The sequence below is a fragment of the Affinundibacterium seohonense genome (genome assembly GCF_014284305.1).
Lineage (GTDB): Bacteria > Pseudomonadota > Gammaproteobacteria > Burkholderiales > Burkholderiaceae_D > Undibacterium > Undibacterium seohonense.
Genome location: NZ_JACOFW010000007.1, coordinates 37,866 through 52,745 on the forward strand (window position 1 = coordinate 37,866; position 14,880 = coordinate 52,745).

15 protein-coding genes are annotated in these 14,880 nt (G+C 43.9%); 4 read left to right on the forward strand and 11 right to left on the reverse strand.

Features of this window, described 5'->3' with window-relative positions; genetic code table 11:
• Positions 1–89 precede the first annotated feature (89 nt).
• Both ribA and H8K52_RS08310 read left to right on the forward strand, forming a co-directional pair.
• Complete coding sequence (ribA, locus tag H8K52_RS08305; RefSeq protein ID WP_186922431.1) at positions 90–722, forward strand: GTP cyclohydrolase II; 633 nt, start codon at positions 90–92, stop codon at positions 720–722.
• Positions 723–1,308: 586 nt separating this feature from the next.
• Positions 1,309–4,086 carry a TonB-dependent receptor domain-containing protein gene (locus H8K52_RS08310; RefSeq protein ID WP_186922432.1) on the forward strand — a complete coding sequence of 926 codons (2,778 nt, stop codon included), beginning with the start codon at positions 1,309–1,311 and terminating at the stop codon, positions 4,084–4,086.
• 252 nt (positions 4,087–4,338) lie between these two features.
• On the opposite strand, the gene H8K52_RS08315 is transcribed toward H8K52_RS08310, so the two are convergent.
• From H8K52_RS08315 to H8K52_RS08365, 11 genes are all read right to left on the reverse strand, one after another.
• Positions 4,339–5,157, reverse strand: a complete 819-nt coding sequence (locus tag H8K52_RS08315; protein WP_186922433.1) for a DUF2726 domain-containing protein — start codon at positions 5,155–5,157, stop codon at positions 4,339–4,341.
• A gap of 206 nt (positions 5,158–5,363) precedes the next feature.
• On the reverse strand, positions 5,364–5,873 hold the full coding sequence (locus tag H8K52_RS08320) for a DUF1993 domain-containing protein (RefSeq protein ID WP_186922573.1): 510 nt from the start codon (positions 5,871–5,873) through the stop codon (positions 5,364–5,366).
• Positions 5,874–6,002: 129 nt separating this feature from the next.
• Positions 6,003–6,749 carry a peptidylprolyl isomerase gene (locus tag H8K52_RS08325; RefSeq protein WP_186922434.1) on the reverse strand — a complete coding sequence of 249 codons (747 nt, stop codon included), beginning with the start codon at positions 6,747–6,749 and terminating at the stop codon, positions 6,003–6,005.
• A 154-nt stretch (positions 6,750–6,903) separates the two neighbouring features.
• A complete protein-coding gene (locus tag H8K52_RS08330) occupies positions 6,904–7,728 on the reverse strand; it encodes a ParB N-terminal domain-containing protein (protein WP_186922435.1) in 825 nt (274 codons plus the stop codon).
• A gap of 45 nt (positions 7,729–7,773) precedes the next feature.
• Positions 7,774–8,505 carry a LytR/AlgR family response regulator transcription factor gene (locus tag H8K52_RS08335; RefSeq protein ID WP_186922436.1) on the reverse strand — a complete coding sequence of 244 codons (732 nt, stop codon included), beginning with the start codon at positions 8,503–8,505 and terminating at the stop codon, positions 7,774–7,776.
• A gap of 15 nt (positions 8,506–8,520) precedes the next feature.
• Positions 8,521–9,579: a sensor histidine kinase gene (locus H8K52_RS08340; RefSeq protein WP_186922437.1), complete on the reverse strand. Its 1,059-nt coding sequence runs from the start codon at positions 9,577–9,579 to the stop codon at positions 8,521–8,523.
• Positions 9,580–9,623: 44 nt separating this feature from the next.
• Positions 9,624–10,319, reverse strand: a complete 696-nt coding sequence (locus tag H8K52_RS08345; protein WP_186922438.1) for a LiaI-LiaF-like domain-containing protein — start codon at positions 10,317–10,319, stop codon at positions 9,624–9,626.
• Positions 10,320–10,375: 56 nt separating this feature from the next.
• On the reverse strand, positions 10,376–10,732 hold the full coding sequence (locus H8K52_RS08350) for a LiaI-LiaF-like domain-containing protein (protein ID WP_186922439.1): 357 nt from the start codon (positions 10,730–10,732) through the stop codon (positions 10,376–10,378).
• A gap of 160 nt (positions 10,733–10,892) precedes the next feature.
• Entirely contained in the window at positions 10,893–11,531 is a 639-nt protein-coding gene (locus tag H8K52_RS08355; RefSeq protein WP_343044152.1) for an alpha-ketoglutarate-dependent dioxygenase AlkB family protein, read from the reverse strand.
• A gap of 12 nt (positions 11,532–11,543) precedes the next feature.
• Positions 11,544–12,275, reverse strand: coding sequence for a flagellar brake protein (locus tag H8K52_RS08360; RefSeq protein WP_186922441.1), 732 nt, complete (start codon positions 12,273–12,275; stop codon positions 11,544–11,546).
• Between the two features lie 53 nt (positions 12,276–12,328).
• Positions 12,329–12,700 carry a hypothetical protein gene (locus tag H8K52_RS08365; RefSeq protein WP_186922442.1) on the reverse strand — a complete coding sequence of 124 codons (372 nt, stop codon included), beginning with the start codon at positions 12,698–12,700 and terminating at the stop codon, positions 12,329–12,331.
• Positions 12,701–12,959: 259 nt separating this feature from the next.
• On the opposite strand from H8K52_RS08365, the gene H8K52_RS08370 reads away from it, so the two are divergent.
• Both H8K52_RS08370 and H8K52_RS08375 read left to right on the forward strand, forming a co-directional pair.
• Entirely contained in the window at positions 12,960–13,814 is an 855-nt protein-coding gene (locus H8K52_RS08370) for an HDOD domain-containing protein (protein WP_186922443.1), read from the forward strand.
• Between the two features lie 193 nt (positions 13,815–14,007).
• Complete coding sequence (locus H8K52_RS08375; RefSeq protein WP_186922444.1) at positions 14,008–14,775, forward strand: class I SAM-dependent methyltransferase; 768 nt, start codon at positions 14,008–14,010, stop codon at positions 14,773–14,775.
• Positions 14,776–14,880 lie beyond the last annotated feature (105 nt).

Sequence of the window (14,880 nt, forward strand, 5' to 3'; positions counted from 1 at the left end):
TGGCCAATGTTAAAAGCTGATTCAGTTCAGGGTTTAATGGCTTATTGATCAAAGACTTGTAAGTGCCCGCAGTCCTAAGTGAGAAAACTATGTCGAGTATGGATTTGCCTGTAAATTCGGAACAACAGGCATTGGAATATGTGGATTCGTGTGCTTTGCCGACCACGTGGGCAAACTTTACTATGCACGCCTTTATTGAGCCTGCAACTGGTAAGGAGCATGTCGCTTTAACTTTGGGTGATGTTGCAAATGGAGCGCCGGTGTTGGCACGTATTCATTCCGAATGCCTGACTGGCGATGCCTTGTTTAGTAAGCGTTGTGATTGTGGTCCGCAATTAGAATTGGCGATGCAAAAAATTGCCGCAGAAGGCCGTGGTGTGATTTTGTATTTGCGTCAGGAGGGGCGAGGCATTGGTTTACTGGCCAAAGTTCAAGCCTACCATTTGCAAGATGATGGTGCTGATACGGTTGAGGCGAATCAACAATTAGGTTTTGCCGCCGATTTGCGCAGTTACACCTTATGCGACCCTATGCTAAAACATTTAGGGATTACTAGCGTTAAGTTGATGACGAACAATCCACGTAAAATTTCTGCACTTCAAAATATGCAAGTCAAAGTGGAAGAGCAAATCCCACTGATCATCGCGCGTAATCCTTATAATGAACGTTATCTAGCCACCAAGGCGAGCAAATTGGGCCATATGTTGGTGCCTGATTTGTAGTATTTTTATTACTTTATTTTGTTTAAATCAAGTATTCTTAAATATTGTTTTGATGTGAACTCAGACAAATTTCAATTGTTTATTTTATCGCAAAGATAATTTATTTCATTTTGGAAGCGTATTTGGCGGACATCAATATAAACAGATAAGTGATGATGCTCAGCCTTGGTCGACAATTATTCTGCTTTGGTAAACCTAGCCCCCTCCGCTTTTCGATATTGTGAAAAATTGTTGTTTTTTCGCGAAAAAATTCTTTTTCATGCTAAATTTCTTATTTTAAGTTGACATCCAGTGTGTCGAAATGATCTCATCGCCACCTGTATAATTTCGAGCTTTTTTACGGACTTAGATGATGGTTCTGATCGCGTCAGACCCCAGTTTTTTATGGTATAGGACACTACTGATCAAGTCTTAATTGATTGTCGAGGGAAAACTGTAGTAACTAAACTAAATTAGAGTTATCGCATTAAATTCATTTAAATGCAGAAACCAAAAAATTAAGAGCACTATACGTGGCTCTAAACATACGTAACAAATGCATTGATAATTATCCGTTCTCTTTGCAAATATCTTGATAAGGCATTTTATGAAAAATAATCAATTTACCCTAAAGCACCTTGGACGCTCCACAATGGCAGTCGCGGTTAGTATGTGTTTCGTGTCAGTAGTGCAAGCGCAAGAGCCGGTGGCGAAGGTACAGCGCGTCGAAGTTACTGGTTCAAGTATTAAACGAATTCAAGCCGAAGGCTCATTGCCAGTTCAGGTAATCACAGCAAAAGAATTGGCCAAAACTGGTGCGACAAATGTTGCCGAAGTTATTCAAAATCTTCCAGCAATGCAAGGTTTCCAGATCGCTGATATCGCTGTTGGTTCCAATTCTGGTGGTATCGTTACCGCAAATATTCATGATATCGGTTCCAGCTATACATTGGTCTTGTTGAATGGTCGTCGTATCGCCCCGACCGGGTCAGGTTCGACTGTGAACTTGAACTCAATTCCTATGAGCGCGATTGATCGAATTGAAGTCTTGACCGATGGTGCCTCAGCTTTGTACGGTTCAGACGCGATCGCTGGTGTGGTCAATTTTGTTTTGAAACAGAACCAACAAGGTGGTAATGTTACTGGTAGTGCTATGGTTCCGCTCGAAGGTGGAGGGAAGTCTGGCTATGTTAGCGCCACTTATGGTTTTGGTGATATCGATACAGATCGTTTTAATGTGTTGATGTCGGTTCGTCATGATGTTCAGCGTCAGCTTTCTGCTACTGAGCGTGATTTCGGAAGCACGGCTTATCTTCCATTCTCACATGAAGGTAAAAACTTTATTTACGATCGTACAAGCGCATTTGCTGTGCCAGCCAATGCCTCCGTGACGTTTAAGAAGCTCGCCAACGGTACAACTATTCCTGCGTATTCATTTAATCCGTATGAAAAGAAAAATGGCAAATGTGCAGAGCGAAATTTTTATAGCTTAAATAATGCGTCAACAGCTACTTCGGTTACACAAAATTGTGCGTATGATTTCGCTAATACGATCGAGATCTACCCTGAGAGTAAGCGTGATTCATTGTATTTAACTGGCCGCTATAAAGCATCAGATGATTTGACCTTCTATTCTGATGTTGCGTATTCTCGTTACGACCTCACGGCACGTATCGCAGCTAACCCGGTTCCAGTGGCAATCCCGCTATCTTCAAGCTTGTATGCTACTCATGTATTGCCGTATCTGAGCGCGACACAAGCTGCAAATGTGAGTGCAGTGTCAGCAAGCTACCGCGCGCAGGACTTCGGTCTGCGTAGCTCGCAAACGATCACTGACTCTAAGCACCTTGTTGTCGGTGCCGAAGGTGAGTATGCGGGCTGGAGTTTAAATGGTGGTATGACGTGGAGCCAAAATGCCATCGATGAAAAATATGTGGGCGGTTACTTTAAGGATAAAGAATTCCGTGACATGATTTCGAAGAATCTGTTCGATCCATTTCAGCCAGCAGGTAATCAGACTGAGGCAACTCGTAAATTGATGGCGGATTCAATTTTTCATGGTTCCGTTCGTACAGCATCCACGACTTTAACAGGATTTGATCTCCGCGCTTCGCGAGAAATATATCGCTTACCTGCTGGTGCATTGAGCTTAGGCTTGGGTGCAGATTTGCGTCAGTATGAATATAAAAACACACCGTCAGCGGCATCTGTTGCTGGAGAAATTTACAACTTTGCGGCTCCAAATCAATATGAATTGAAGCGTAAATCGGGTGGTGTCTTTGGTGAATTGTTAATTCCTGTCATCAAGAATTTAGAGATGACAGCTGCGCTTCGTTATGATTTTATTAAGCCAGTGTCAGACTTGTTCAATAAGAAAACTGTTGGCGAAGATCTCAGTTCAAGTACATATAAAGTCTCTGCTCGCTACCAAGCCTTGCCGAATTTGCTTTTCCGCGGTTCATACGGCACAGGCTTTAAAGCACCAGATATGCTTTCCTTGGCTCAACCATTGGTACCGAATGGCGTGACAGCTGCCGCATTTGATTGTCCTTATCCTGGTACTGAGTTCTGCAAACCAGGTAAATTGCAATATAGTCAATTATCTGGTGGCAATGCAGCGATTAAAGCAGAGAAGTCTGACCAATTTGCAATTGGCTTCCGTTTTGAGCCAACAAGTTCATTCGGCTTCGGTGCTGATTATTGGAATGTGCACATCACTGATGCGATCAGCGGTGTATCAGCTTCACAAGCATTTGCTGACCCTGTGACGTTCAAGGATCTGTTTACGACATACAAAACGCCTGCAGAAACGCAAGCCTACTACGCGTTTAAGAGCGTAAGTACAAATATTGGTCAATCGAAAAATAGTGGTATTGATTGGGACTTCGTCGGTCGCACAGTATTGCCATTTGGTCGTTTGACGGTAAATTTGGCTGGTACCTACGTTATTGAGTCTTCTTATACCAAGCCTGGTACTAAAAACGACTTTACAACTAGCTTAGGTTTTTACAATGATGTCAGTGCTTCAGTGACTTTCCGTAACAAACTACGCTTCAGTTCAACCTTAGATACTGGAAACTTCAGCAATACGATTATTGTTAATGCTGTTTCTCATTATTTAGATAAACCGACCGCGGCGCGTAACGTTGCGACTAATGCTTTTGAAACTGTGACGTTGCCAATCGGTAATTATGGAACTCTTGATTGGCAAGGTGTTTATAATTACAGCAAAACGATGCGTATCACATTGGGTGTGAAGAACTTGCTTAACAAGGAACCTCCTCTAAGCTTGCGTGACTCATCCGGACATCAAGTTGGCTACGATCCTCGTTACGCAGATCCATTGTTGCGTCGTGTTTACTTAGTTGGAAGTTACGACTTCTAATTTGGTAACATTCTTGTAGTCGCACTGTGTTTTAAGATTGATTGACGGTGATGTATATATTCGCCGATTTTTGAGTCGACGAGATTAAGACGCACAGTTGCAGATAGGTGTGAAAATGGCCTGGTCAATTTATTGACCAGGCCATTTTTGTTCATGGGAGCACAATGATTGTTCAATTATTTATAAAGGTGCCTATTTTTGAGCCTGCTTCAGGCACTGAATAAAAAGGGATATGAACAATACTTAATAAAATTAGCGATGCAAAAAAGTCGGATCCCACACAGGATTTGGTTCTTTAGGAATGACAAAGCGAGCGTTCTCGCTTTGTATTGCGATCACCTCATTTGATACATGTTTCGGCAGACCACGGCGTTTTATCGGACGGTTTTGTATGAATAAGGAATCCAGATAATTTTTTAAATAACCTGGGTCACCGGCAAACAGGCAAATTTTTTGCCAGATGTGTGGGTATTCTTTTTTTATAAAACACTCGGGCGTAATTCGATGAATAGCGGCGAGTGACAGTGCATTGGGATTGCCGTGTTCGATATAAGAAAAAGCCTTATCTTGCAATGTAGCGAGATCTTGCACGTCGGCATCTGCAAATAATTTCCCAATGGTTTGCATGCTGGTTTCAATTTTTGGTGCATCTAGTGCGGAATATGGCGCTAGTGTGCGTAAGATTTGCTCAGCAGTAGGAAGTGCGTCACGACTCCAGCGTATGCATTTAATACCGGCACTTTTGAGGAGTTTGCGAGTTGGGTACTCTTCATCTTTGCTCGTGTCGCTGTTGCTCTCAAGTTCGACGACGCAGAGTAATTCTAGTTCTTTATTAAAAATTCCAAAATCAACATGACGTTCTTGTAGTTTTTGTCGCATAAGCTGACGCTTCTTCTCATTGCTGACATGGGCTTCCAAGATGGCGGCCAACTGTACGTGAGGAAAAATCAAACAATTGGGCAACACTTTTTGCAGTCGCTTGAAAAATACCTCATTGTCGGCATCAAAGAATTTGCGTGGTGCGCATGTGGGGAATGCGTTGGCATCTTTTTCAAGAAAATGAGAAAACATGTGTTCACCTCTTTACCAGCAATAGACGATGCACGGAAATATACTTTCAAATTGAGATAATGCAAGCTAATAGAGGGTAAAGTAAGGTGAATGGCTCTTATTTTCTGATAAACGGTGTTTAAGTTGTTCCGATAGAAAAGATAATGCCCGCCAAATTGTTGGCGGGCATTGTCGTTTTTTGTGCTACGAGACTTTAAAGGGGCAAATCAATATTTGCCCATGTAATCGCGCTTGCCTAACTCGACACCATGATGGCGCAAGATATCGTAGGCTGTTGTCACATGGAAGAAAAATTGTGGCAAGCCATAGCCTAATAAGTAACTTGTACCAACTAGTTTTTTCTCTTTTGGTGTGCCTGGGCGTAAGATAACTTCACGCACTTCGCTTCCTTCAAACTGCGCTGCTGTTAGGCTACTGATGAAATCTAAAGTCTTGCTCAGGCGTGCCTGTAATTCGTCAAAACTATTTTCTGTATCTTGAAAATCTGGTAGATCGACATTGGCTAAGCGTGCAGAGACGCCTTTAGCGAAATCGGCGGCGATTTGGACTTGGCGAATCAGATTGAACATATCCGGTGCTAAACGAGCTTGTAAAAAAACTTGGTCGTCAATTTTCTTTTCTGCCGCATGAGCTTGGGCTTTTTGCAAAATCACTTGGAGGCTACCTAGCATTTGTTGGAAGACGGGAACGGACGTGGAATACATGGTGGTCATAATTTGCCTTTAGAATCGGGATGAAAAAAACGCACTAAGCATACCTTAAGTGGGCCAAGTGCGTTTTCTAGGGATCATAAAGCCTCGGTGCGGAGCGCTTTAGTCAGTAAAGTTGATGCGGATACGAATTGCTTAAGCGAAAGCTGGCAATTCATAACCTTCAATCTTTGCCGCGCTGACTAAGTTAGCGAGGTAGGCATGGGTTGCTTTGCGACCTTCCATATCTGTTAGATAAGCTTGCAGGCGTTCTTTGACTTCGTCAAAACTGACCAGATCGCCACCGTTACGTTCGGTGACTTGAATGATGTGATAACCAAATTGGGTTTCGATCAATTCTGGTGTGATATTACCTGGTTCTGTGTTGAATACCGCTTGTTCAAATTCTGGCACCATTTGACCACGACCAAATTGACCAAGAGCACCGCCTTCTTTTCCAGATGGACATGCTGAGTGCTCGCGCGCCATGGTAGAGAATGCGGATGGATTCTTTTGCAGATCCGCCAAAATACCTTCGGCCTTGGCTTTGACTAAGCTAGCTGCCAAGCCTTCACCGGGTGTAAATAAAATGTGGCTAGCGGCAGCCATTTCACCTTGTTTGAAGCTAGCACTGTTTTCTTCATAGAATGTACGGCAAGCAGCTTCATCAACTTCGTCGAAAGCAACTTCTTGCTGTAACAAGGTGCCGATGATTTCTTCTTCGCTACCGACGTTGATGTCTAATTTAGCGGCTTCTGCCATCATCAAGTTGCGCAAAATCAGTTCTTGGATTGCGCTATCGCGTAATTGTTCGCCTTCTGGATGGCCAGCAGCGCGGGCACGGTCCATTTCAGCATTGATGGTTGCTTCGTTGATTTCGGTGCCGTTGACGCTAATAGTCATGATGTTCCTAACAATGGTATGGGGTAATTAAAATAAGAGTACGGCTTGATACTGCAAAAGTTTGATACAGATTTTTGGAAACTAAGCCTAATTATGGGCAAAATGCTTGATTTCAAGCCCAATTTCCTCAATTTATTACTTTTTTACAGTAAACCTAGTTGGCAGTTAGCTGCATTTTAAGTGCGGCAATTTCTGCCTTCAAGGCTTGGTTTTCCGCACGCAGACGCTCAAGCTCTGATAGTGCAGGTGCGCTTGTCGCGGCTAAGTTGTTGCCTGTTTCTGCCTCGGTGTTACCTGGCGTCGGCTCAATTCTCGAGTCCGTTGTTTCGCTGGAAGCTCGTGGCGTGCGAACTTGACGCAGTTGGCGTGCTGCTTGTTGCAATTCTTTCTTTCCACCTGCGACAGCGGCTTGCTGTTGTTCGCTTGGCAGTGAGGAAATAGTCGCTGCAGTGTTGATGGAAATAGTACCCGCACGTACGGCTTCGACTAATTCTGGTGTAGCGCTTTTACGAATCTTTTCAATTTGAGCCACCGCTGGTTTGCTCAGTCCCGCGACTTTGGCGATGTCGTCGCGAGTTTCGACAGAGACTGGATCAGGCTCTTTGACAGCAAGTTCTGCTTCTGCGGCTTTCTCTTTGCTGGTTTTATCTTTGCGTCGCGTGGTGATGATCTCTTTTTTGCGTAAAGCCAATACACCGCGCTGAAAGCTCGACACGCTGCGACGCGCTAGATGATTATCGATCATCCACAACATCACATCTTCTACGCTTTGAAAGCTGTCATTTTGTTTAGTTTGAAAAGGGATGTTATGTTTTTGACAGATCGCATAGCGATTATGTCCATCGATCAGCGTTTCTCCCCATAGAACTAGGGCGTCGCGGCAGCCTTCTTTGAGTAAGCTGCGTTCTAATGCCAGATATTCCTGGTTGGTGAGTGGGTCGATGTAATCACGTAGTGCTTGATTGATAATGATATTCATATTGCTGGGTCACTGAAGCTGGACGAAATCCGAAAGTCCAGCACTTTACAGCATTCCCTTGATGCGGTCATAGCCAGAACGGCTAATCGGAAGATTAATTCCATTATGCATCACCGCTTGATAGCTATCTTTGCTTGCACGTTCTAGACATTTGAGTGCTTGTAGGCGGATGATCGTAGAGCGATGGATGCGCACAAAAACTGCAGGATCGAGTTGTTTTTCTAAATCTGAGAGACTTTGGGTTTTCAGTAAAGACTTTCCTGCAAAGTAAATTTGCACATAGTCGTCCTGCGCTTCAATGTAATCGATTTGCGCCACCGGTATTACATGCGTTTGGCCGCGATCCCTAACGGTTAGACGTTCTGGCAAGGCATTGGTTTGTGCTAGGAGAGCTTGTACTGCCGGATTCGTTTGTCCAAGTAATTTACGCGCTTTACTTAGGGCTTCGTCAAAACGTTGCTGTGAATAAGGTTTGAGCAGATAGTCAATTGCATGTTGATCGAAGGCTTTCAATGCATATTGATCGTAGGCAGTGGTAAAAATCACGCCATCTTTGCGTCCAGTCGCTTCCAGAACTTCAAAGCCATTGAGCTTGGGCATTTGGATATCGAGAAAAATCAGATCTGGTTGATGTTCGGTAATCGCATCAACCGCTTCGATCCCATTCTCGCATTCAGCGACCACCTGTATATCGCTGTGGGAGCGTAAGTATTCTTTAGTCAGACGGCGAGCTAAGTCTTCGTCATCAATGATTAAGGCGCGTAGTGTTGTATTCATTTTTTGTATGTCATATCAAAGACGCTCTAAGGGGAGAGCTATTTCTATGTGAAATGTTTGCTCTGTAATACGCCATTCCACACGTGATTTGTCACCATAGAGAGTGCGTAGGCGAGCTTGTAAATTCTTAAGTCCAGTCCCTGTGCCTTGAGTCTGACTTGGTTGCGTATCGACGGGATTGTCGATGGCGATAAACAGCCAAGGATCACGGACTTTGCTGCTGACGATGATCGTACCGCCATCGATTAAATCACGGATGCCATGTTTGATTGCATTTTCCAATAGTGGTTGCAATAGCATCGGCGGCAACAAGCAATTGTCGGATGTCGGGTCGATCTCCATGTGGACTTGTAACTTTTTGCCGAAACGGATTTTTTCGATCACTAGGAAATGATTACAAAGGGTGATCTCTTCGCTCAGTGTGATTTTTTGTTTCTCAGATAAAGCCAAGGTTTGCCGGAAAAACTGCGCTAATTCTATCGTCATATTCCGCGCTGCGGCTGCATCGATTGCTGTTAGCGCGCTAATGGAATTGAGACTGTTGAATAAAAAGTGAGGGTTGATCTGGGTGCGCAAAACTTGTAACTCAGCATCACGTGCTAACACTTCAGAGGCAGCTTCGCGGCGTTCGGCTTGCCGGATATTGTCGAGTGCCAGCAAGACGTCGTAGACCAAAATCGATAATAGATATAACAAGGTGCCGCAAATTAGTAATAGGCTCGCCAGATGTTGACTGAGTGCGATACCGACCCAGTCTTCATCAAATAATAAGCAGAGTTTATTCCACGCAAAACACAGGACTGCCCATACAATTCCGTAAATCAAAGCAGTACCGCCAAAAACACCAGAGACCACAAAGAAACTACGTTTCCTCATTGGTAGTGAACGCGCGACGTAATACGCTGAGGCAGATAAACTGCCAAAGACCATGATGGCTGGAATTGAAAATAAGAGTGCGTTTGCCCAAGCACTGATATTGGTCAAGACTAATAAGGCAGCCAGCAAACAACCTATCGTTAACCAAATTGCGTAGGTCAGGGTGATGTTACGCAAATTGGATAAGATAGGATTCATCTTGCTTCGGTTTTCTCTAAAAATGCGTCTAAAAATGAGGCGTCTTAGTTTTTGATTTCAACGCCACCCATGACGGCGGTACCAGTAATAATTAATCGCTTATTTGCATTCATTGATGGCACACTGGAATCATCGATACCACCCAAGAAGGCAAAACCGTTATTGACGACCGTCCAGTCACTTGGAATTTTGAGCGTAATGCCACCCCAAAAAGCCGTCACATTGAGTACCGCTTCGGTTTGAATGACCGCATTACGCAGGTCAAGTTCAGCACCGCCCATGATCGCGGTAATTGCACCACCACGAAAATCACCAGAAGCAATATTACCTTGATGTCCGCTCATGACGGCAACAATATCGAGATAAGAATCATTGGTGCTTGGCGTTGTGTTGCGCTGTAAATCTTGAAACAAGTGAGACGCTTTATCTTTGAATATGACCAATACGCCTGCTCCTATCATTAATAACGGCCACCAGTCGCGCATACGAAAATTAATTAAACCTAAGCGATTTAAGGTGATGATCGTTCCTGCGGCGATTAAACCTCCTCCGATGATGTAACCAGAACGTGTATTCGCTTGTGATAACTTGATGGCGCCGGCAACCACAAATACAGTAGGCCAAAATTGCAGTAAGTCACGGGTATTAAAAATACGCAGATTGTCGAGCAGCGCCAGTGCGCCGATGATGATGATGAAAGCACCTAATATCAGACGCTGTTGTGAGTTAACATTTTTCATGATGGAATCCTTTGCTTAAATCGAGCTGATGTCAATTTCTATGTGAGTTGCGATGATTAGGCTTGTGGTTTGTCGGTGAAGTGTTTGATCACCATATTCAGACCGACGGCAATCACAAATAATGGCCAGCTATTGCTAAAAGTCAGACCATATAAGTGCTGGGTCACGGCATACAACCAAGCGGCGATACCTATCTGCATAAAACCATCCAGAACACCGGCAATGCTTTTAGCGCGAATCACGCAAATCACACCGGACAGTGCGATCAAACCTGGCCAATATTTAAAGTAGTCACGAGCATCGATCATATCGAGACGGTCGAACAGAAAGAAGCCGCCGAGTACGATCAGGATGATGCCAAAGCTGAAGTTGTCTTTGTTTTTACCGCGATTGACGATGGATTGATCTGACATGATATTTCCTTTCTCTATAATTGCTATGTTTGTTGTGTTTATTCGTTGTAGTGCGCTTGATCGTGCGCCACATCGATAAGATAAAACATAGCATTTGAGAAGTCATGCCGTATTCGGCGAATGGCGGAAAGCAGTCGGTGAATGACGACGAGGCTAATGTTTAGCCCGCGAGTAAAGGGAATATGGTGCGGAAGGTCAAGTTAATACGTGGTTGGCATGCCTCTTTTTCTTTCGCGATGGCGTGTAACCAATGCTGCTGTGTATCGCCAGACATAATCAATAAACTGCCATGTACTAAAGAAATTTTATAATGTAGTCCTTTGTGGCTTTTATGCTTCATTGCAAAGACGCGACTGCAGCCGAGAGTCAGAGAAGCAATCACAGGCTTTGGTCCCAATTCAGCCTCATCATCGCTGTGCCAACCCATACTATCTTGTTGGTCTCGGTAGTAATTGAGTAGAACACTATTGAAATTGGATGACAATAGTGACGGGATGCGTAGTTCGATGTCGCGCTTAATGCGAAGTAATGCCGGACTCCATGGCAATGGGTTCAGATGCAAACCTGAATAGGTATAGTGTGCATTTGCATCACCGTGCCATGCGCTCAAGCGCGGCTGTGAGCGCTTGAGTCCAGCGATGATAATTTGCTCCTGGCGCCAGGGCGTTTCGTTTTCAAGTATGCGAAATAAAGTATCCGCAGTTGTCTTGTCATAAAAATCGGGGTAATAGGACACGCTGGCATCTGTTAATGCTAAGTGTTCTCCATCTTGCGCGCTGTCGAAAAGTGAAGCTTGCACCATCGTATTCTGCTATTTACCTAAGAGGCGATGGCGCTCATATTCGATATGGATAATCGTACGTTGTATCGCAATGTCCATGGCACGCGGCAGATTCACGAAGCTAAAACCGATTTGATATCGATTCGCTTTGCTCTTATCGATTTGCGTGATATGTCTGATGATGATAGGGCAGTGTAGATTGTTTTTGGGTGACAGAGTAATCCACACTTGAGTAATGGTGTCACCGACTTTGAATTTTGGCTCGGTATCGGTGACGACACCAAAACCACCGACACTTAAATCATGCATTGCCCAGTTACCTATTAAGTCGCCATCAATGTCGCTCAGCTTAGCTCTGTAAGGGTTGGCCATCGGCAGTATGTTGCGAAAGCTTTCGCGTCGTTGCAGACGAATGATTTTGGTCGGTATGGGTACCCAAAAAGCATCTTCATCACCCCACGTAAAACGTTGTGGTTCAAGACCAGTGAACTGTACCCGTATCCCATCGGGAAATGCCATGAATACACATTGCGACGCTTTTTCAAGCAGGGCATTTGATTTGGGATCACCACCCAAGTCAAACACCAAGCCATCTGGACGCGCTGATAAGATCAGGCTCAAAATGAAGTTTTGGCCACCATTAAAATACACCGATATCGGCTCGCGTCTGTGTGCCAGTTCATTTAAGGTGCTAATGATTTCTACCTGTCCCAGTAGAAAATATTTTTCCTCGATTTGTTCATTGCTTAGCGACACCGACATGAAAATCCTTTGCTATGTATAAAGTAAGCTTGTAGCAATTTGCGAATGTGACATTATTGTAGCAACTGAATAAAAAATTCAGCACTACGAACAATCGCCTTTGATTCCATACCAAATAAATCACGTGTCTCTTGAACCACAAAATCATTGGTGCCTTTGGTGCAATACAGCACACCTTCAAAATTGGTTCCCAAATAGGTAAAAGGCGTTAATTTTGTTTTCACCGGAATGTCACTCGCTAATAATGCGCGTAATTTCTTCTCGACATCATATAAGCTGGTCGCTTCAATTTTAACAATGCCACCTTTAGGATTGGGGAAAGTCGTGGAAAAACTGGGATGTTGTCCCATGGGATTTTTAAGTTGAATGCGTACACCCAGTTTTAAAAACTTACTCACTGCAAAAAAATCGTCTTCAGTAAACATACAGGCGCTCCGGAGTACAAATGGATGTTGTCAGCCAGATTACCAGAAAGTTTCTTTTGTCCCAATATAAACTGAAGATTTGTTAGCATTATTGTTTGGTAGTGTCGCGAATTTTGATTTCTTAAGGAAAAATCAGATCTTGCGATAAATGGACACCAGAACATGCATTTGTTTTACCATAGCAAGTTATGAAAATCTGTTTAAGCGCATCGCCTTATTTTTACTTCATTCCCACTTCACACGCATTAACACATTCACAATGAATCAACGAGAATCAGAATTTGAATTTATTAAGGGACTCAGTGCTGAGTTGTCGTCACGCAATTTGGTCTTCCCAACATCGCTAAAAACCACGATGAAAATTCGTCAAGCTTTGGATGATGCTGATATGCCTGGTGATCAGGTGGCGCGTATTATCAGTACCGAACCCGTCCTGTCGGCACAAGTTTTGATGCTATCAAATACCCCCATGTTTAATCGGACTTCAAAGAAAATTGAAGAGTTACGGGTGGCTGTTACCTTATTGGGCTTTGGTGTTGTGCGAAACATCGCTATTTCTGTCGGCATGAAACAACTGAAAGACCAACAGCAAAACACGTCGATGTCAGAACAGATGGAGGGATTGTGGACCCGCAGTATGCGGGTGGCTGCATTATCCTTTGTTATAGCCAAAAATCGTACCAAATTAAGTCCAGATAAAGCCATGGTGGCGGGACTCTTACATGACATCGGCAAGTTTTACATCCTGAGTCGGGCGCATCAATATAAAGGCTTGTTTAGCTGTGAAGAGGCATTGTGGGACTTGGTCGATCAATGGCATGCCGATATTGGCGTCGCTATTCTCGAAAGTTGGGAGGTTTCCGACGATATACGAGAAGCGGTGATGGATAGAAGTCGCGTTGATTTACCTGAGCATAGCCGACCAACTTTAACGGATGTCGTCGCGGCAGCGGATTTCTTGGATGCAGGATTTGTAAAGCAGTCGTTGCAGGATGTCGATTGGGCGGCCAAGCCAATCGCTTTAAAAAACTTAAACTTAGACGAGGAGGCCAGTGAGCGTTTGATGTGCGAGACACGGCAAGAAATCGCACAGATTCTGAAGGTTATTGCCTGAATTTAGATAGCTTTTTAATGATCGTGTTATTGTCGCGTTAATTAGTTCAGTTATTACCAAACTGATTACTGAACTAATTAGAATTTATTCACTCTAAAGGCCGCTATTAAAGTTAAACGGCAACAAGCTTTAGTTTGCAATGACATTTATTAGTGTTTGGCTTAATTCTTAAGCAAAAATAATTGGAGATTCCATGAAAAAAATCTTGATGGCATTGGTAGTCACTGCCGCCAGCACGCAGTTGGTTTATGCAAATGATGCACTCAAAGCGGCAATTGCTGGTGAACAGCGTACGCCAGCGAATGTGGTTCGTGATGCAGCGCGTCATCCTTATGAAACTTTAAACTTTTTCAATGTGGGCGCGAAATCGACCGTGGTGGAATTAGCACCAGGCGGCGGTTGGTACACAGAAATTTTGGCACCGTATTTGCGTAAAGATGGCAAATTGATTTTGGCTGGCGCTGGTGCCAAGTTAAAGACCAAGCTGGAAGGTACGCCAGCTGTCTATGATAAGGTTGCATTCGGCGATTTAATGCCAGGTAAGAAGACAGACTATGCACCCAAAAACAGCGTTGATGTCGTACTGACTTTTCGTAATGTCCACAATTGGATAGGCGCGAGCGATACGGCGGCAAAAGAAGTGTTTCAAAGTGCTTATGATGCGTTGAAACCTGGCGGTGTATTTGGCGTGGTCGAGCACCGTTTGCCAGTAAGTACAACGCAAGATGCGAAAGCCAGCAGTGGCTATGTACATGAGGCTTTTGTGATTAAGTTGGCCGAAAGTGTCGGTTTTAAATTGGCTGCGAAGTCTGAAGTCAATGCCAATCCGAAAGACACAGCAAATCACGAGGGCGGCGTTTGGGCTTTGCCACCAGTCTTGGGCAACAAAGAAAAAGATAAAGAGAAATACCTAGCGATTGGCGAAAGTGATCGCATGACTTTGAAGTTTGTAAAGCCTTAATTACGCTTTTTTACAGTCAAAAGCCCAATGACCAGTGTGTTATTTGGGCTTTTTTTGTGAGAGTTTAGATGCAGTCAATACGCCCTAGCTTATTGACTACTGACC